Origin of the sequence: Vibrio sp. L85 (assembly GCF_963871815.1) — a bacterium.
GTDB lineage: Bacteria > Pseudomonadota > Gammaproteobacteria > Enterobacterales > Vibrionaceae > Vibrio > Vibrio harveyi.
Map to the genome: position 1 here is coordinate 144,200 of NZ_CAWMYL010000243.1, position 18,543 is coordinate 162,742.

Annotated in this window: 15 protein-coding genes; 7 read left to right on the plus strand and 8 right to left on the minus strand. The window is 44.7% G+C overall.

The window, feature by feature from the left end; all coding sequences use genetic code 11:
- Positions 1 to 417 precede the first annotated feature (417 nt).
- Complete coding sequence (gene ptsG / locus AACR11_RS23465) at positions 418 to 1,848, plus strand: PTS glucose transporter subunit IIBC (protein WP_005439576.1); 1,431 nt, start codon at positions 418 to 420, stop codon at positions 1,846 to 1,848.
- 233 nt (positions 1,849 to 2,081) lie between these two features.
- Entirely contained in the window at positions 2,082 to 2,483 is a 402-nt protein-coding gene (locus AACR11_RS23470; RefSeq protein WP_005444828.1) for a hypothetical protein, read from the plus strand.
- Between the two features lie 62 nt (positions 2,484 to 2,545).
- On the opposite strand, the gene AACR11_RS23475 is transcribed toward AACR11_RS23470, so the two are convergent.
- From AACR11_RS23475 to AACR11_RS23485, 3 genes are all read right to left on the minus strand, one after another.
- A complete protein-coding gene (locus tag AACR11_RS23475; protein ID WP_005444829.1) occupies positions 2,546 to 2,644 on the minus strand; it encodes a MetS family NSS transporter small subunit in 99 nt (32 codons plus the stop codon).
- The gene (locus tag AACR11_RS23480; protein WP_029790881.1) at positions 2,644 to 4,104 is read right to left on the minus strand and encodes a sodium-dependent transporter; all 1,461 of its coding nucleotides are present in this window, start codon (positions 4,102 to 4,104) and stop codon (positions 2,644 to 2,646) included. The genes AACR11_RS23475 and AACR11_RS23480 overlap by 1 nt, the downstream gene beginning before the upstream one ends.
- Positions 4,105 to 4,585: 481 nt before the next feature.
- On the minus strand, positions 4,586 to 5,176 hold the full coding sequence (locus AACR11_RS23485) for an outer membrane protein (RefSeq protein ID WP_029790883.1): 591 nt from the start codon (positions 5,174 to 5,176) through the stop codon (positions 4,586 to 4,588).
- A 127-nt stretch (positions 5,177 to 5,303) separates the two neighbouring features.
- Here AACR11_RS23485 and cydH point away from each other — a divergent pair, with 127 nt between their 5' ends.
- Complete coding sequence (gene cydH, locus AACR11_RS23490) at positions 5,304 to 5,396, plus strand: cytochrome bd-I oxidase subunit CydH (protein WP_005444835.1); 93 nt, start codon at positions 5,304 to 5,306, stop codon at positions 5,394 to 5,396.
- An 18-nt stretch (positions 5,397 to 5,414) separates the two neighbouring features.
- Complete coding sequence (locus AACR11_RS23495; protein WP_005444837.1) at positions 5,415 to 6,560, plus strand: patatin-like phospholipase family protein; 1,146 nt, start codon at positions 5,415 to 5,417, stop codon at positions 6,558 to 6,560.
- A 49-nt stretch (positions 6,561 to 6,609) separates the two neighbouring features.
- Here the strand turns inward: AACR11_RS23495 and pyk are convergent, their stop codons facing one another.
- Positions 6,610 to 8,052, minus strand: coding sequence for a pyruvate kinase (gene pyk / locus AACR11_RS23500; protein ID WP_005444839.1), 1,443 nt, complete (start codon positions 8,050 to 8,052; stop codon positions 6,610 to 6,612).
- A 319-nt stretch (positions 8,053 to 8,371) separates the two neighbouring features.
- On the opposite strand from pyk, the gene mlc reads away from it, so the two are divergent.
- On the plus strand, positions 8,372 to 9,589 hold the full coding sequence (gene mlc / locus AACR11_RS23505) for a sugar metabolism global transcriptional regulator Mlc (protein ID WP_005444840.1): 1,218 nt from the start codon (positions 8,372 to 8,374) through the stop codon (positions 9,587 to 9,589).
- Between the two features lie 232 nt (positions 9,590 to 9,821).
- Positions 9,822 to 10,769: a chemotaxis protein CheV gene (locus AACR11_RS23510; RefSeq protein WP_005444843.1), complete on the plus strand. Its 948-nt coding sequence runs from the start codon at positions 9,822 to 9,824 to the stop codon at positions 10,767 to 10,769.
- A 344-nt stretch (positions 10,770 to 11,113) separates the two neighbouring features.
- Here the strand turns inward: AACR11_RS23510 and AACR11_RS23515 are convergent, their stop codons facing one another.
- The 4 genes from AACR11_RS23515 to AACR11_RS23530 all read right to left on the minus strand — a co-directional run bounded on the left by AACR11_RS23515 (position 11,114) and on the right by AACR11_RS23530 (position 17,194).
- Complete coding sequence (locus AACR11_RS23515) at positions 11,114 to 14,188, minus strand: error-prone DNA polymerase (RefSeq protein ID WP_029790888.1); 3,075 nt, start codon at positions 14,186 to 14,188, stop codon at positions 11,114 to 11,116.
- Positions 14,189 to 14,215: 27 nt separating this feature from the next.
- Complete coding sequence (locus AACR11_RS23520; protein ID WP_079325144.1) at positions 14,216 to 15,619, minus strand: Y-family DNA polymerase; 1,404 nt, start codon at positions 15,617 to 15,619, stop codon at positions 14,216 to 14,218.
- Positions 15,620 to 15,623: 4 nt separating this feature from the next.
- Positions 15,624 to 16,316: a translesion DNA synthesis-associated protein ImuA gene (gene imuA, locus AACR11_RS23525; protein WP_009701881.1), complete on the minus strand. Its 693-nt coding sequence runs from the start codon at positions 16,314 to 16,316 to the stop codon at positions 15,624 to 15,626.
- 131 nt (positions 16,317 to 16,447) lie between these two features.
- Complete coding sequence (locus AACR11_RS23530; RefSeq protein ID WP_029790890.1) at positions 16,448 to 17,194, minus strand: YciK family oxidoreductase; 747 nt, start codon at positions 17,192 to 17,194, stop codon at positions 16,448 to 16,450.
- A 278-nt stretch (positions 17,195 to 17,472) separates the two neighbouring features.
- Here AACR11_RS23530 and sohB point away from each other — a divergent pair, with 278 nt between their 5' ends.
- Positions 17,473 to 18,534: a protease SohB gene (sohB, locus tag AACR11_RS23535; protein WP_005444853.1), complete on the plus strand. Its 1,062-nt coding sequence runs from the start codon at positions 17,473 to 17,475 to the stop codon at positions 18,532 to 18,534.
- Positions 18,535 to 18,543: the final 9 nt, after the last annotated feature.

The window sequence follows — 18,543 nt, forward strand, 5'->3', positions numbered from 1 at the left end:
CTTTTGCCCCTTTTTTGTTGATAAATGCACCAAAAAGATCATTTAGTTTAATGTTTACTAAATTTGTTGATTTAACCGCATCCAAATCCCTCAAATGTAATTTTGTTACTAAAAATAACATCGACCTTTATTTTATTTACGCCTTAAAATTAATTATGTAGATAATAAAATCTTTATAAAACAATATCATAAGTTTAATGCAAACCTTTTCATCGACGGTTTTTAGGTGTGATCTGCGGCTTGTTTTGAAACTAAATTTCGTAACTGTGTGGAAAGTTTGAGGGCCATCAATATATATTTAGAGCCGGAAAATATAATGCAACGTGTGGTTACATTTTCATTGGGTGCTAACATTTAGGCTACGGGGGTGTGCCGTTAGTGCCCAAATAATACTTATAATTTATCAGGAGCATAAACATGTTTAAGAACCTTTTTGCAAACCTGCAAAAAGTTGGTAAAGCTCTGATGCTACCAGTATCAGTATTACCAGTCGCAGGTATCCTACTAGGTGTTGGTGCTGCCCACCTAAGCTTTATTCCAGAAGTGGTTTCTAACCTAATGGAACAAGCTGGTGGTTCAGTATTCGGCCAAATGGCACTTCTATTTGCTGTTGGTGTAGCACTAGGCTTCACAAACAACGACGGTGTAGCTGGTCTAGCTGCTATCGTTGGTTACGGCATCATGACAGCAACGCTAGGCGTTATGGCTGGCATCATGGGCGTTGAGAAAATCGACACAGGTGTACTAGGTGGTATCCTTGTCGGTGGTGTTGCTGCTTGGGCATTCAACCGTTTCTTCAAAATCCAACTTCCAGAGTACCTTGGCTTCTTCGCTGGTAAACGTGCTGTGCCAATCATCACTGGTTTCGCTGCGATCATCCTAGGTGTTGTACTATCTATCGTATGGCCACCAATCGGCGGTGCAATCTCTGCATTCTCTGACTGGGCTGCACACCAAAACCCACAGCTTGCGTTCGGTATCTACGGCGTAGTTGAGCGTTCTTTAATCCCATTCGGTCTACACCACGTATGGAACGTACCATTCTTCTTCGAAGCAGGTACTTGTGTGAACGCTGCTGGTGAAACTCAAAACGGCGTACTAACTTGTTACCTAGTTGCAGATGATGCATCTCGTGCTGCTGGTAATGGCTTCGGTCAGCTAGCGGGTGGTTACATGTTCAAGATGTTTGGTCTACCAGCTGCAGCAATCGCTATTGCTCACTGTGCTAAACCAGAAAACCGCGCGAAAGTAATGGGTATCATGGCGTCAGCTGCACTGACTTCATTCCTAACTGGTATTACTGAGCCAATCGAATTCTCATTCCTATTCGTTGCTCCTGTACTATACGGTATCCACGCTCTACTAGCTGGTTCTGCATACGTTGTTGCTAACACTCTAGGCTTCGTACACGGTACTTCATTCTCACATGGTCTGATCGATTTCCTAGTTCTATCTGGTCACGCTCAGAAGATGGGTCTGATGGTAGCTGTTGGTCTAGTTTACGCTGTAATCTACTACGTAGTATTCCGCACAGTAATCACTGCTCTTGACCTTAAAACTCCAGGTCGTGAAGATGAATCTGAAGAAGCTGTTGCAACTTCTGGTTCTGACATGGCAGGTGAGCTTGTTGCAGCATTCGGCGGCAAAGCAAACATCACTGGTCTAGACGCATGTATCACTCGTCTACGTGTAGCGGTAGCTGATACAGCTGCTGTTGACCAAGACAAGCTAAAACAACTAGGCGCTGCTGGTGTTGTAGTTGTAGCAGGTGGTGTTCAGGCTATCTTCGGTACTAAGTCTGATAACCTAAAAACTGAAATGGATGAGTGGATTCGTAACCACGGCTAATCTCAGTCATTCATAGAAAAGAGGAGGCTTCGGTCTCCTTTTTTTGTGCCTGTTTTTCATGCTGAAACCACGACGACTAACGGCTTATCTTTAATTTAACGTCCCACATCGTGACACAATACGCAGCCTTACAGTTGTAGCGTTTTTCGTACCTCTCCCTTACTCATTGCTGATATACCAAAACTAAATCATGTTTGAATTATGCACGCCGTTTTTTTAGAGTGATGACGTGTATGAAAAAACAAATAATGCTGGCAGCAGCACTGTTACCTAGTGTAAGTATGGCAGCAAACCAACCGACGAATTTTTCCGTTGGTATGGCAGTGGATCAGCAATTGAGTGTCGTAGTTGAAATCGATGATAAATATCGAGGTATCATCGGTAATGACGGTATGGCATTTGACTATATCGCGAAACGTGGTTCTTTTGAGCAAAATATGCCGCTGACCTGGTATGTAGGTGTTGGTGGTTGGTACGAGTGGGATGATGAATTTGGTTTTCGTGTTCCGCTTGGCGTGAATTGGGATCTTTCAAAAGGATGGGATCTCTATGCGCAAATTCATCCAGAGCTCGATCTGTATAAAGGACCCGATCTTCAAATTGGTGGAGCTCTTGGGGTTAAATACAGCTTTTGAGTTAAAGCAGATACAAAAATGCCGGCATCAACGCCGGCATTATTCTTGATATAGGATCGGTATTATTGCTGCTTATCCATCGCTCGCTTGATGCACACAGCTGCGCCACCCCAAGTGATGCCAAGACCAATAACCATCATAATAATTGCACTTGTTGTCATTACGCTTTCTCCTTGCTTACCACGTTAATCAGTACACCAAAAACAAATAGCGCGGCAATCACTGCCCAGCCAAGAGTTAGGTCGTAGCCACCGTAACCTTCTGTTAGAAGGGCATATAGCTTAGTTGCTAGGATAATTGCTAGCATGATTGGAGTAACAAAACGTAGGCAGACTACAAACCATTGACCAATAGAGAAATCTGAACGCTCATTTACATAGTCACGAACTTCTGGCACTTGTTTAAGTAGCCAAGCCATTAGGACGATTTCAACCAGACCGCCAACCATGATGCCGACGTTATTAGCAAAGTGGTCGACAAGGTCAAGTAATAATAGACCTCCGTTGGTTGCAAATGCCATTGAGACAATAAAGCCAATACCAATCACCACGTTTGCCGCTTTTTTACGGCTCCATTTCAGTTTATCGATAACTGCAGATGTTACCGCTTCCATGATTGAGATGTGCGAACTTAAGCCAGCTACAACGAGAGCAAAGAAGAACAGCGGACCAAGAATATATGGCGCTGGTAACAAATTGATAGCGGCAGGTAGCGTTACGAACGCAAGACCAACACCAGCAGAGACGACTTCAGTCAGTGGTTTACCTTGCTCTTGAGCCATGTAACCAAGCACTGAGAAGATCATGATACCAGCTAAGATGGAGAAACCACAGTTGATAAGGACAGTCATGAAGGCGTTATTCGTGATGTCTGATTTCTCAGGCAGATAACTGGAGTATGCTAGCATGATGGCAAAGCCGATACTTAGGGTAAAGAAGATCTGTCCGTACGCAGCTGCCCACACTTTCACGTCCCAAATCTTACTGAAATCAGGCTCAAACATGTAGTTCACGCCATCTAGTGCTCCAGGAAGGAAAATCATACGACCAATCAAGAACACGACCATGATGAACAAAATTGGCATCATGATTTTTGATGCTCGTTCGATACCCGATTTAACACCACTCACAATGGCCGTGTAGGTGATTGCCCAAGCAATCAGCATGGATACTGCGATCTTCCATTGAATGCTGCCCAAATCCGTTGGTGAGTTATCACCAAGTTTTAGGTATTCACTAAAGAAGAAAGCATTGGTGTCAGAACCCCAACTTTGGGTAAACGACATACCAAAGTAAGAAATTGCCCAGCCAATAACAGCGACGTAGTAAACGGCGATAACCGCAGCTACACCCACTTGGAACCAGCCAAGCCACTCAAACTTGGCGTGGATTTTAGCTAATGTTTTCGGAGCAGAACCACGGTATTTTTGACCCATACTGAATTCCAGGATCATAAATGGAATACCAGCAGTAATCATGGCGAAAAGGTAAGGAATAAAAAAGGCACCACCACCGTTCTCATAAGCCATATAAGGGAAACGCCAGATGTTACCCAGACCGATGGCTGAACCGACTGCAGCTAAGATGAATCCCGCACGGGATCCCCATTGTTCTCGCTTCATATTTGACTCCTGTACAACTCCCTAAGGAATGAAGCTCTTCTTGGCAGGTGTAAATCCCAGCAGAATAAAGGGCAACTGTTATCCGTCAGTTTTCTATCCTAAATTCGGTATTATTGTTACTTTCTGGTTTTTTACTTTGTTTTGCCAATGAAGAATTAGAATTAAATGCTTTAAATTTTGATGTGTGTTTGCAAAAGCTGAAATATTCTTCTGCTTTCTGTCTTCAGACTAACTTTTTACATTATTTATCGCAATAGATTCTAAATGTTAACGGCGAGATTTTATCTGGTTTAAATATTGTTAAATCGTGATTTGCTAGGTTATCTGATCAGTGAGATGGGGTTATTTTCAGAGTATATGACTGTCTTATTGATGTGATCTTGGTCAAATAAACTCTTTTTGATTATTAGGGCGTATCTCTGCGTTCGATACACCCTATAGACGATTTGGCGTCAAAACGATTCTTTAGAAGTGAAAGTCGTTAGAAGCGGAAGCTAAAGCCAATATTGGATTGAAATTGGTTCATCCAGTCGGTTTCAAACTTGATTACACAAGAAGAACCATCAGTAGGAAGCACGCATGCTCCTGAGGTGTCATTGTCAACAACGGTACCTAACCAACGAACTTGAGCGGTCAATGCAAAGTTTTTAGAAAATGTGTACTCAAGTCCTGCGAAAGCACTAGCTGAGAAACCGTATTTGTCATCCACCCAATCAGCATCAGTATATGAAGCACCTAATCCAAGGCCAACATAACTTTGCCAACCTGTCGCCACTGGATAGTAGATGCTGCTTTGAAACTGCAGGTAATGGATGTCTGCTGAGTTGTTTACATCTTGTAGTTCAGAAGACTGATTCGAATAGAACAAACCTAAGCGACCCATTTCAAAAGGAGTCTCTACCGATAAAGCGTAGTTAATTGAAGGGTCAAGATCGTAGGTGCGATTGTTTTCATCTTCTACTTTGCCTCCTCCCGTGAAGCCAATGTAGGGAGTGACGATAACGTTTGCTTGAGCTGCCATAGAACAGCCCAATAATACACTCCCAACTAGCCAGCCAATTTTATTGTTCATTTGCTATCTCCTTATTATGACTAAGCTAATTGTGATGCCTTAGTCAAAATCGTGCGACTAAATTAGGCAATTCTTGAACATAATTCACACTGGTGTTATTAATTTGTTACAACAAAAGGAGGTGTCTATGGAACACGATCTAAAATCAGCCCTACTCATCGTCGTTACGGTATTCGCAGTTTTACTCTCTTTTGGCATCATTGCGATTACGACGGCTTAAACTAACGGCATTACGCCTATGATACGCAACAGCGGTATTATCACTGATAGCCATGCTGAGCTCGACATTCAAGTGTATGAGCAGTTTAGAAATGGCAAAACTGCCCTTGTCGCACAAGGAGGAGGGCAGAGAGGGATTTTTACCGCTGGTGTGCTAGACGCATTTCTTCTCTCTAATTTCGACCCATTCGACGAATTCTATGGTACGTCTGCCGGAGCGCTTAACCTTTGTGCTTTCCTTTGCCGTCAGCATGGTATGGGTAAAGCCTTTATAACCGATCTGACCACGGCTCCCGAGTTCTTCCATCTGATCCGCTACATTCGTAAAAAACAGTACTTAGGTTTGGAGTGGGCGCTCGAACGTATTCAAGATTACCCTTATAAACTCGATCTGGATCTTGGTCGCTCTGCGCTAGGTCAAAGAGGAGCGTTTGCTGCGGTCACTAACGTCGATACGCTCTCAGACCACTACTTACCAATACTCGGTGGTGATTGGCTCAATACGATGGTGGCTACATGTGCTATTCCAAAACTGTATCAAGGTGCTGTAAATGTAAACGGGCAGCATTTTGTTGATGGCGGCGTTTCTGCATCGATTCCCGTTCAAGAAGCGTGGCGTAAAAATGCACGAAATATCATAGTGATCCGCACTGAGCCTTTCTCTGAATCGGAAGCCAAAGCGCAAAGTGAGCTTGGTGAAGAAGGGATCAAATGGTACCGAGAGTCCATAAACTCGGTTCAAGAATCTTGGCAAGATAAGGTCCATCAATGGAAGGAAGATTGGAGCAATTTCTTGCAGCAAAAAATTAACGCAGCACATCAATCTAAATTGTCTGGCAGAAAGTTATTAAATGGTGGGCGCTGGCTATTTGGAGCCGATAACCTCTATCGTTTGAGCCATTTGATTGGTGAGAATTTTGATTCTGGATTAGCAGACATGTTGATGATCCACTATCAAACCTTCGAGTTGACGCAAGCTTTCCTTAGCGCACCTCCTGATGATACTTTTATTTTGCAATTGGCGCCGAAAGAGGAGCTGCAATCCTCATCTCTTTTAAGTGACCCTGAAGCTCTTGAGCATGATTATCAGCTTGGTTTGCAAACCGGTTTTAACCTGATTCAGCTTTACGACAAATTAAATATGGAAGGTCGAGAGACAGCCTAGATAATAAAAAGGGCACCATTTCGGTGCCCTTGCTTATCAAGTGTAGAACTTATGCTGACAGGATTCGCATGCAGTTGGTTGAACCAACCACGTCCATAACATCACCTTGAGTGATGATCACCAAATCCCCTTCATCCAATAAGCCTTGTTCTTTTAACGTCACAATTGCATCGTGCGCGGTAGTTAGACCTGCGCCACCTTTTGAGTCAAAGTACACCGGAGTTACCCCACGATAAAGCGCAGCACGATTCAGTGTCGATTCGTTGCGTGATAACGCGAAAATAGGCAGACCTGAACTCAAACGAGACATCATGAGCGCGGTGCGACCAGATTCGGTCAAGGCAATCATCGCTTTTACGCCTTCCATGTGGTTAGCTGCGTACATAGTGGACATTGCGATGGTTTCTTCTGCGGTTGCAAAGGTGCGATCTAAGCGATACGTCGACAAGCTTGCTTCAGCCATCTTCTCTGCGCCCATACATACTTCTGCCATGGACTTGACAGTTTCTACTGGGAATTGACCTGCTGCCGTTTCTCCAGAAAGCATTACCGCATCTGTACCATCTAGCACGGCATTGGCAACGTCCATGACCTCTGCTCGGGTTGGCATCGGTGCCGCAATCATAGACTCCATCATTTGAGTCGCAGTAATCACGATGCGGTTTAAGCTGCGAGCACGACGGATGAGTTTTTTCTGCACACCAACAAGCTCTGGGTCGCCAATTTCTACGCCCAAGTCGCCGCGAGCAACCATCACTACATCGGACGCAAGAATAATGTCATCAATCGACTCACTGGTGGCTACCGTTTCTGCTCGTTCAACTTTGGCAACGAGTTTTGCTTCTAGACCTGCATCTCTTGCCAAACGGCGAGCATAGTGCATGTCTTCGCCATTACGAGGGAAAGAAATCGCAAGGTAATCGACTTTGATTTTAGCGGCAGTGAGAATGTCCGCTTTGTCTTTCTCTGTTAATGCATCGGCAGATAAACCGCCACCTTTCTTGTTGATACCTTTGTTATTAGACAGAGGGCCACCAACGGTGACGCGTGTATGAACTTTATTCCCTTCGACACTGGTGACTTGCAGTTGAACACGTCCATCGTCAAGGAGCAGGATATCGTTAGGTGAAACGTCTTGCGGTAGCTCTTTGTAATCCAAACCAACGGACTCTTGGTTTCCCTCACCTTTTGGTAAATCGCTGTCTAGTGTGAATTTGTCACCGACATCAAGATGAATTTTGCCATCTTTGAAGGTGGATACGCGGATTTTTGGACCTTGTAAATCACCAAGAATGGCAACTTGACGTCCTAGTTTTGCCGCAATAGCACGGACTTTTTGCGCGCGTTGAATATGATCGTCACTGGTACCGTGAGAGAAGTTCATACGGACGACATTTGCTCCAGCTTTGATGATCTCTTCAAGGACATTGTCTTTATCTGTTGAAGGGCCAAGCGTTGTAACAATTTTGGTTCTTCTTAATATGGAAGTCATAGATTCTCCGAAGAATGCAGGTGTAGGACTAGATAACTCGAATTCTATTCTCGCTAAGTATATGCACAGTATGCGCGGATTGTTGGCATTTAGGTCAAAGTGCTGAAAAAACATCAACACACAGGTGTTGCAACCTAATTTGATGAATAAAATAAGTTATTTTTCAAACAATTTAACAGGAGTCGATTTCTAGTTATTTGATTGAATACACAAACAAACATGTTTATACGTGATGCTTGTCACGGGGATTTATCAATTCACTTCACAATTACTTCGCAAAGTAAAAAAATTATCCCGTTATAGAATTTCGGAGTGCAAGATGTACATGGCTCAACCGGGCCATATTGATCATATCAAACAGGTCAATGCTGGTCGTGTATACAAACTAATTGACCTAAAGGGTCCAATATCTCGAATTGATTTATCCAAGCAAAGTGAGCTTGCGCCTGCGAGTATCACTAAGATCACTCGAGAATTGATTGAAGCCCACCTGATCCATGAAACAACGGTACAGGAAGCAACCAGTCGCGGTCGTCCTGCGGTGGGGTTACAGGTCAATAATGAAGGTTGGCAATTCTTGTCGATGCGTTTAGGTCGAGGCTACTTGACGATTGCACTGCACGAGCTTGGCGGTGACGTTCTTATCGATACCAAAATCGATATCCATGAACGTGACCAAGATGATGTGCTGGAACGTTTACTCTACGAAATTGATGAATTCTTCCAAACCTACGCCGATCAACTTGATCGTGTTACCAGTATTGCGATTACTCTGCCCGGTCTAGTGAACTCAGAGCAGGGTATCGTGTTGCAAATGCCGCATTACAATGTTGAGAACCTAGCGTTAGGTCCTGAAATATACAAAGCAACAGGCTTACCGGTTTTTATTGCCAACGATACGCGTGCATGGGCACTAGCAGAGAAACTGTTTGGTCATTCACAAGACAACGACAACTCGGTTCTTATCTCTATTCACCACGGCTTAGGCGCAGGTATTATCTTGGATGGTCGAGTGCTACAAGGTCGACACGGTAACATCGGTGAACTCGGTCATATCCAAATCGATCCGAATGGCAAACGTTGCCATTGCGGCAATATTGGTTGCCTTGAAACCGTTGCCAGCTCACAAGCGATTCGAGAAGAGGTTGTGACTCGTATTGCTCAAGGTGAAGCTTCAGTTCTTGCTGAACAAGAAGAAATGAGCATTGAAAGTATCTGTGAGGCGGCTGCAAATGGCGACCCTCTGGCTGTTGATGTTATCGAGAAGCTTGGTCGTTACTTAGGCTCTGCCATTGCGATTGTTATTAACCTATTTAACCCAGAAAAGATCTTAATTGGTGGGGTGATCAACCAAGCGAAAGAGGTGCTTTATCCTGCTGTTCGTCGTTGTATTGAAGAACAAAGTTTGCCGGTTTACCACCAAGACCTTGAACTGGTGGAGTCTCGTTTCTATAAACAAGCGACCATGCCGGGAGCGGCTTTGATTAAGCAAGCACTGTACGACGGTCAGTTGTTGATGAAGGTGATTGAAGGTTAATTTTTCTGACATCAGAATAGGGCATTTACAGAGGGTGAACAGGAAGGTTCGCCCTTTTTTGATCATATGAGCAGAGAAAACTCGAATCTGAGCGCTGCTTCATTGCTATATCAATAGCATTAATGTAATTTTCGTAAGTATTGTAGAACACTCATAAAAAAGTATTACTTTGTTGTTCCAACACAGTTTTCTATAAAGAGTGAAAGGTAGTCGTTCAAAGTTAGGTAGTGGTATGTCCGGAGTGTTAAATACGGTTGATCAGCGTACAAATCTAGTAGGTGAAAACCGACTAGAGCTTTTGCTGTTCACGCTAAATAGTCGCCAGTTATTTGCGATTAACGTTTTTAAAGTGAAAGAGGTGATCAAACTGCCTCCGCTTACTAAGCTGCCAGGTTCTCACTATAACATTCGTGGTGTGGCATCTTTGCGTGGCGAAGCTGTGCCTGTGATTGATTTACGTTGCTCGATCGGTTTCCCTCCATTGCGTGGTGAAGTTGAAGAAGAGAACTTGATCATCACCGAGTACAACCGTTCTATTCAAGGTTTCCTTGTAGGACCGGTTCGCAACATCATCAATACTGCATGGACTGAGATTCAGCCGCCACCATCTACATCAGGACGCTCTAACTACCTAACTGCTATCACCCAAGTGAAAGATGGGGATTCATCTCAAATCGTTGAAATTATTGATGTAGAAAAAGTACTGGCTGAAATCGTTCATTATGACGTGACCATCTCTGACGGCATACTAGATCGAGAACTGGCTCAAGCGATGATTGGACAAAATGTCCTCATTGTTGATGATTCATCAACCGCGCGTAATCAGGTAAGAGACACCTTATCTCAGCTTGGTTTGAACATCATCGAATGTCGCGACGGTTTAGAAGCATTAACGGTTCTTAAACGTTGGTGTGATGAAGGCAAAGACATCGAAAAAGAATTGCTGATGATGATTACGGATGCGGAAATGCCAGAGATGGACGGGTATAGGCTGACTCATGAAGTGCGTTCTGATTCTAGAATGTCCAAGTTGTTTATCACCTTAAACACATCTTTAAGTGGTAGCTTCAACGAAGCCATGGTGCAAAAAGTGGGGTGTGATCGCTTTATTTCTAAGTTCCAGCCTGATCTTTTGGTTGAAGTCGCACAAGACAGAATGCGTCAAGTTTTATATACGTAGAATTAATCAGTGAGCCCTAAATTAATCCATAAGAATAGGTGATTAATTGAACGGTGATTGCTAAACTGTTTTACATATTTCTGAGAATGAAATATGTAAAGTATATCGCGTCACTTTTCACCTATGAGTCTATTTAGACTTATCAATATAGGGTACTTCCGTTTAATGATATGGTTAACATCGAAAGTCATCATGACTTTATCCTTGTTACTGTATAGGAAATACAAGACTAAGCGTACGGAAACGATGACTGAAGATTAATTCAGCAGAATCAAAAAGGGAGGCTTGACCTCCCTTTACTTTTTTCGGTGCAATGCCTTTTCCTACCTCTAAAACATGATTGCTTAATGGAAGTCGCGTGATTTACTTTTCAGCTCAGCAAGATTGTGCGTGCAATCGATGAGCTTACCTGCGATCACGTGCGTGACTTCGCCTTCACGCTCTAAAATTCCTTTGACCATCAACACCTTTGAAGTGAGATAAGCTTGCTTTTGGGCGCGTGCTGTTGCTCGCCATACCACCACATTGATGTTGCCTGTATCGTCTTCCAAAGTGAAAAAGGTCACTCCAGCAGCGGTGCCGGGAGATTGTCTGCCTGTGACAACACCGACAACCGTCACTAAAGATTTATGCTCTTTTTCGACTAACTGCTTCATCCGAGTAAAACGCGGTAACTTACCAGCTTCTTCCAGCAACGTAATCGGATGGCGACTTAGTGATAGTCCGGTACTGGCATAATCTTCAACTAAGTTCTCGTATTCAGAAGGCTGAGCCTGGTAACTTACCATTGGCTCTTCCATGTGATGGAATAAAGGTAAGTCTGATAGTGAATCCATCGCTTCCCAGCGAGCGTTATAGCGATTACCTGAAAGGATTTGAAACGCATTAGCAGAAGCGAGTAACTCAATATCGCGGCGGTTTCTTAAGATTTGCTTCACCTCTTGGATAGCGCGATAGCCGGAGTTTGGTCGTCGTTCAACTAGCCGAAAGGCGCTTTCCTGATTAAAGCTCTTTACTAAGCGAAAACCCAGTTGCACACCAAGGCGACCATTCGGACGTTTGACCAAATGGTGCTGATAGGAGGAATGATTGATGCAAACAGGCAGCACTTCAACACCGTGTCGGTGCGCATCTTGAATCAATTGTGAAGGGCTATAAAAGCCCATCGGTTGGCTGTTGAGTAGGGCAGTATAGAACTCAGCAGGGTAGTAATATTTCAACCATGCAGAGCAGTAAGCTAGCACAGCAAAAGAGGCCGAGTGACTTTCCGGGAAGCCATACTCACCAAAGCCGCAGATTTGGTCGAAGATGCGCTCAGCAAATTCCAAGTCATAGCCTCGCTCACGCATTCCGTCGATCAGCTTAGGTTTGAACTTGGCAAGATCGCCGTTCTTCTTCCATGCCGCCATTGCACGGCGTAATTGATCGGCTTCACCACCACTAAATCCTGCCGCTACCATCGCCAGTTTGATTACTTGTTCTTGGAAAATCGGCACGCCCATAGTGCGCTCTAGTACGCTTTTCACTTCTTCTGATGGATAGCTGATTGGCTCTTCACCATTTCGTCGTTTTAAAAACGGATGCACCATATCACCTTGAATTGGACCCGGGCGAACAATGGCAATTTGCACCACCAAGTCATAGTAACGCGCGGGTTTTAAACGCGGCAGCATGCTCATTTGCGCGCGAGACTCAATTTGGAACACACCAACGGTATCGGCTTTTTGGATCATACGATACACGTACGGATCGTCTTGCAATCGCGTGATCTCGGCAATCGACAGTGATCGCTGATGGTGTTTCTCGACCAATTGAAAGCATTTACGGATCGCGTTTAACATGCCGAGCGCGAGGACGTCGACTTTCAGTAGTTTTAAACTTTCTAAATCATCTTTATCCCATTGAATAATGGTGCGATCTTCCATCGAAGCATTCTCAACAGGCACCAGTTCGTACAAAGGACCAGAAGAAATCACAAAGCCGCCTACGTGTTGGGATAAATGGCGCGGAAAGCCAATGATCTCGTTCACCAACTGGATAAACTGCTGACCTTTTAACGACTCTGGCTGCAATCCTAATTCGATGATTTGCGCTTGCCAACCTTGGCTGCGATCACGTCGATTAACGTTTTTGATGAAGAAATCCAATTGAGTCTCTTCAATCCCCAACGCTTTGCCTACTTCACGCACGGCACTTTTAAAGCGATAGCTGATAACGGTGGCTGCCAGAGCGGCACGCTCGCGCCCGTACTTTTTGTAAATATATTGAATGACTTCTTCACGGCGCTCGTGTTCAAAGTCGACATCAATGTCTGGCGGTTCTTTTCTTTCTCGGCTAATAAAGCGTTCGAACAGGACCGAGATTTGCCTAGGATCGACGGCAGTGATTTCTAAGCAGTAGCACACCACCGAGTTCGCTGCGGAACCTCGCCCTTGATAGAGAATGCCTTGTTGTTTAGCAAACATCACAATGTCGTGAATGGTGAGAAAGTAATAGTGATATTGCAGCTCTTCAATGAGTGTTAATTCATTCTCAATGGTTTGATGAATGTCTGAGGGTACGCCCTCAGGAAAACGTCGCTTTTTACCACGCTCGACCAACATACGTAGATAAGTAGTAGGAGTGTAACCGTCCGGAATCAGTTCTGTTGGGTATTCGTATTTCAGCTCTGAAAGCTTAAATGCGCACAAGCTCGCAATATGAGTGCTTTCTGCTAGCCATTCGGATTTGTAAATTCGAGACAGTTTGTTCAATGGACGCAGTGCTCGCTCGGCATTAGATAAACGACCAAAGCCAAGCTTGTCGACGCTACAACTATCTTTTACGGCGGTTAAGACATGTTGCAATGGTAAGCGCTCAACCGCATGCATTAAGACGCCACCACAAGCGGTAATTGGTAATTCGAACTCGCTTGCCAGTAACTCACAGTGTGTGGTGTAGGCATTATCGTCGCTGTCTAAATGACGTTGAATCGCGACCCATAATCGATGAGCGTGGTGTTGCTGGAGCCAACGCCCCCAATAATGGTCGCTTTCTTGATGAGTAGGGAGCCACAGTACTAAACAGTGACGAATCGACATCAAGTCCCATTCAGACAATTGATAACTGCCTTTCTCGCTACGTCGCCTTGCATTAGTGATGATCCGGCACAGCTCTGCATAAGCTTTACGACAAGGACAAAGTAGTACCACTTGGCACTCATCATTGAGCCAAAACATGCTGCCGACAATTTGCTTGATGTCGAGTTTATGCTGCTCGATGGTCGTATGGGCTTTCACAATGCCTGCGACGGAGCACTCATCGGTGATTGCAATGGCTTGATAGCGATAAAACGCCGCCTGCAACACTAATTCTTCTGCATGAGAAGCGCCAGTGAGAAAGGAGAAGTTGGACTGACAAAACAGTTCTGCGTAACTCATAACGATCTAATAAAAATAACTGTCGATTTAACAAAAATAGCCATGGAGAAACCAATGTTTGTGCTGATCGCGAAATACCCATAACCAGCGACCTTGCTTGGTGTGCGCAATGTAATAATCACGCATGATCTCATCACCATCCCACCATCCAGAGACAATACGCTCAGGTCCATGTACTAGAGATATTTGCTCTTGTAGCGCGATAGGTGCGGGCAATTGCATCGCGGGGCGCAGTAGAGCAGGAACGGTGTTAATTGAGACATCTGGCTCATCGGCTGGGCGATATTGGCTGGCTTTCTCTGGTCTTGGATCGCAGGCAATATTGGGTTTGAGTATTGCGCTTTTGCCCAATTTGGCTTGCAGTAAAGAGAGCAGCTCTAATGCGCTCATTTGCCCTTTTTGCCCAGCAAAAAAATCGCGTGCAGAACTTAAAGGCTCACCTTGGCGTTCTACTTTTAACGTCAGACCGATAACAGGGCCGTTTAACGTGACGGATTCCAAACTCAAACTCGCGAGCTGTTGCCAACGTTGGTACAAGTAATCACCTTGTGCGGATGTGAGCGGAAGGTGCTGCGCTTGCTTGTCTCGCTGGTGGAGGGTTAAACAGAGTTCAAACGCGACTTTATCACGCAGCTTGAGAAAGGTTTCGAGCTGACGAAGCAACTTAGCTAGTGGCTTTTCAATCCATTGGACGTTTTCAATCTCAAACAGCAGTTCTAAATAAACTTGGAAGGATTCGGTAGGGTGATAAAAGTCGACAGGGTGTTTAAACTGTCCAGTCAGTCGGCCAACGTAGTTCACCAAATCAATATCGAATCGGCGTGCAATGTCTTGTAGTGGCAGTTCAAGTAAGCCTTGCAGTGTGGTGACGCCTACACGTTGTAACTTCTCTACAGTAGCGCTTGATAAATCTGTCAGTGTTAACGGTAGTGGCGATAAGGCTTGTTGTATGGCAGATTTGTCTTCGTTGATGACGTTCGTCCCTGCTAATGCCATCAATTTGGCAGAAAAAGGCGAAAAGCCACATCCGAATTGAAAACTCAGTTTCAGCTCCGATAAGTGAGCTCTGACTTTATTCCAATAGTTTTGGAGCCCTTCATACAGATTAAGCATTGGAGTTGCGCGCAGTAAAATACCTTGGTTTGGCATCAATACGACGTCAGATGTGATCAAATACAGCCATTGCGCAATTTCTTGTAACTTGCTCAATTCGGTTTGCGGATGATAAGGATGCACTTGCAAATCTCGGCACAAAGAAGCCGCACTACCCAAGCCCATATTTGGTTTAATGCCTTGTTGCTCGGCAATCTCGTTGTATTGAATGATCCGACAACGTTGGCTTTCTACAATCACCACGGGTTGCTCTTGGTTATCGCCAAAGAGTGCGTCTAGCTGCAGGCGAGGGAAGTGCAAATAAACCCACAAAGCCATACCACTAACCTTGATTCGCCAATGGGAAATTGACCACAGTTGATGGAATGTGAGTCGTGGTTGGCATCACCAATTGTGGGTAGTGGTGTTGGAAATTGATGTCGACACTACCTTTGCTCCAACCGCCTTTTCGTTTGAGAACTTCCACGCTAACGCCTTGTCCATGACCTTGCAATTTCAGACTCAACGAAACAGGTAAAGACAAGCGGTTTGTCATATTAGGTTTGAGCATAAACAGAGGGCAAGATCCTTGCTCGCTCGCCACTTGCAGACGTTTTACTTGGTGGATCTCTAGTTCATCTTGCCATAGCAAAACGTTGGTACAAACACCGCTCTTGAGGCACTGCTCCGCTGCCCATAATGCATCGCGCTGATGTTCAGGCGTGACCACCCACACCTGGTTGATGTCTAGCCCAATGCCGTGTAGGAACAATGAATTCATCAATGCTGGTGGCTGAATGAATGCCGTGACTCCTCTCGAAAGGGATGCTTTTAAGTAAGGCGCAAGCAAACGCAGCTCGCCAATGCTGCCTATGGATTCCATTTCCACCACACCGTGAGGAGGAAAGCCGCCACCAAGCAGAGCATCTAGCTCCGGAAAACCAGAACTATTAAGGAACTGATGATCGTCAGCTTTGGTTAGATTTGCTTGCCAAACAAGATGCTGGCTTTTTAAGTGTTGGATGATGTCTTGCATAAATAAAATACCTGTATATACATACAGTATATTTCTGTGATGGAAAGTCGCAAGATTTTTATAGGCAGAAATACGAAAAAAGGCAGCATTTGCTGCCTTTTCAATCAATTATGTGAGGTAACCTAAGTGGGTTATTTACGCTTTGGTTGAGCGTCGATGCACTGACCGTTTACATCAGTGACTGCTGGGTCCATCAAGTGAAGGTAAAGCGGCATGATGTCCAGCGGTGTTTTTAACGTGTTTGCATCTTCACCTGGGTAGGCTTTTTCACGCATACGAGTACGAGTTGCACCAGGGTTAATTGCATTCACACGTATTGGTGTATCACTCAACTCATCAGCCAAGACTTGCATCATACCTTCTACAGCAAACTTAGAAATAGCGTATGGACCCCAGAAAGCACGACCAGAGTGACCAACGGTTGAAGAGGTAAAGACAATACGACCCGCTTCTGATTTACGCATGATCGGTAGTAGCGCCTGAGTCATCAGTACTTCCGCTTTCACGTTGATCTGCATGATGTCGTCGAAGTCTTCTTCATTGATTTGCTCAAACGGACACAGCGTGCTGAGAACACCGGCGTTGTGCAATAGACCATCCAAACGACCAAATTGACCTTCGATGGTTTCTGCCATGTCGATGTAGTGTTGCTTTGTTGCACCTTTTAGATCGAGTGGGATGATCGCTGGTTGAGGGTAGCCCGCAGACTCGATTTCATCGTAAATGGATTCAAGGTTTTGAACGTTTCGACCCAGTAGAATCACAGTCGCACCGTGCTGAGCGTAAGAAAGGGCGGCTTGGCGACCGATACCATTGCCTGCGCCAGTGACAAGAATGACTTTACCTTTTAGAGCATCTGCTGAAATGGAGTAGTTCACGGTAGTTAATCCTTATTATTGTATCTAGTTCCGACGTACAGGCTTCATGTTCGTTTATGTAGAAATGCGCCTGTTTCTCAATGGAAAATCTTGGTAATCGTGACAAGTTGGTTACAATACACCAATTCATGTGTTATACCAATTCCAGAACGGTTGTCCGGTATGTTATTTGAACGCTATCAATCAGAACAAGAGGTTGCTGATTTTCTTGCCTTCTCACTGATTTTTCTACGTAACATATTGATGACTATCACTGGTATGAGATAGAGGAACTCTCATTGGAATTTTTATTAGATTACGGTCTGTTTTTGGCTAAGATTGTTACCGTTGTTGCAGCAGTAATTGTGCTGTTGATTATCGCAAAATCAGCGAGTGGTAAGTCGGGTGCAGCAAAAGGCGAATTGGAAGTTACCAACCTTTCTGAACGTCATAAAGATGCGGTAGAGCAGTTGGAGCATCACCTGCACGATGACGCTTTCATCAAAGCTCGTGATAAAGCAGTCAAGAAAGAAGAGAAAGAGAAGAACAAATCTCGCGAGAAAGAAATCAAACAAGCGAGCAAAGAAGGTTCTCTCGATAGCAAGCGCGAACCGCATCTGTTCGTGTTGGACTTCAACGGCAGCATTGATGCAAAAGAAGTAGGCTCGCTACGTGAAGAGATCACTGCAGTATTAGCTGTCGCTCGTGAAGGCGATGAGGTTTTGCTGCGCCTAGAGTCTGGCGGTGGCATGGTTCATGGTTATGGCTTGGCATCTTCTCAACTTGACCGAATCAAAGCAGCGGGTCTGCCTCTGACGATTTCTGTCGACAAAGTTGCAGCAAGTGGCGGTTACATGATGGCGTGTGTGGCAGACAAGATTGTCTCAGCTCCGTTTGCGATTGTGGGTTCTATCGGTGTTATCGCACAGATCCCTAACTTCAACAAACTGTTGAAAAAGCACGATATCGAGTACGAGCAGCTAACGGCTGGTGAGTACAAACGCACACTGACTATGTTTGGTGAGAACACTGACAAAGCGCGCGATAAGTTCAAGCAAGAACTTGAAGAAACACACGTACTATTTAAAGACTTCATCCGTGAGCGTCGCCCAGATCTAGAGCTTGAAAAAGTGGCAACGGGTGAGCACTGGTTTGGTACGCAAGCGAAAGAGCTAGGGTTGGTGGATGAAATCAGCACTTCCGACGATCTGGTTGTCGCTGCATGCAAAGAGAAAACGGTACTAGCAGTGCATTACGTGCAGAAGAAGAAACTGGCAGACAAGCTCGCTGGTGTTGCAGGTAAAGTGGCAGACAGTGTCGTGCTTAAACTTGCAGAGCGTGGTCAAAAACCGATTGTCTAATCGATAAGA

Excerpts from the sequence above, each read along its gene's own strand:
- pyk (WP_005444839.1), bottom strand. The coding sequence starts at position 8,052 with ATGACTTCCATATTAAGAAGAACCAAAATTGTTACAACGCTTGGCCCT.
- mlc (WP_005444840.1), top strand. The coding sequence starts at position 8,372 with ATGTACATGGCTCAACCGGGCCATATTGATCATATCAAACAGGTCAAT.
- AACR11_RS23470 (WP_005444828.1), top strand. The coding sequence starts at position 2,082 with ATGAAAAAACAAATAATGCTGGCAGCAGCACTGTTACCTAGTGTAAGT.
- AACR11_RS23515 (WP_029790888.1), bottom strand. The coding sequence starts at position 14,188 with ATGAGTTACGCAGAACTGTTTTGTCAGTCCAACTTCTCCTTTCTCACT.
- ptsG (WP_005439576.1), top strand. The coding sequence starts at position 418 with ATGTTTAAGAACCTTTTTGCAAACCTGCAAAAAGTTGGTAAAGCTCTG.
- AACR11_RS23475 (WP_005444829.1), bottom strand. The coding sequence starts at position 2,644 with ATGACAACAAGTGCAATTATTATGATGGTTATTGGTCTTGGCATCACT.
- cydH (WP_005444835.1), top strand. The coding sequence starts at position 5,304 with ATGGAACACGATCTAAAATCAGCCCTACTCATCGTCGTTACGGTATTC.
- imuA (WP_009701881.1), bottom strand. The coding sequence starts at position 16,316 with ATGCAAGACATCATCCAACACTTAAAAAGCCAGCATCTTGTTTGGCAA.
- AACR11_RS23480 (WP_029790881.1), bottom strand. The coding sequence starts at position 4,104 with ATGAAGCGAGAACAATGGGGATCCCGTGCGGGATTCATCTTAGCTGCA.
- AACR11_RS23510 (WP_005444843.1), top strand. The coding sequence starts at position 9,822 with ATGTCCGGAGTGTTAAATACGGTTGATCAGCGTACAAATCTAGTAGGT.
- AACR11_RS23495 (WP_005444837.1), top strand. The coding sequence starts at position 5,415 with ATGATACGCAACAGCGGTATTATCACTGATAGCCATGCTGAGCTCGAC.
- AACR11_RS23520 (WP_079325144.1), bottom strand. The coding sequence starts at position 15,619 with ATGGCTTTGTGGGTTTATTTGCACTTCCCTCGCCTGCAGCTAGACGCA.
- AACR11_RS23485 (WP_029790883.1), bottom strand. The coding sequence starts at position 5,176 with ATGAACAATAAAATTGGCTGGCTAGTTGGGAGTGTATTATTGGGCTGT.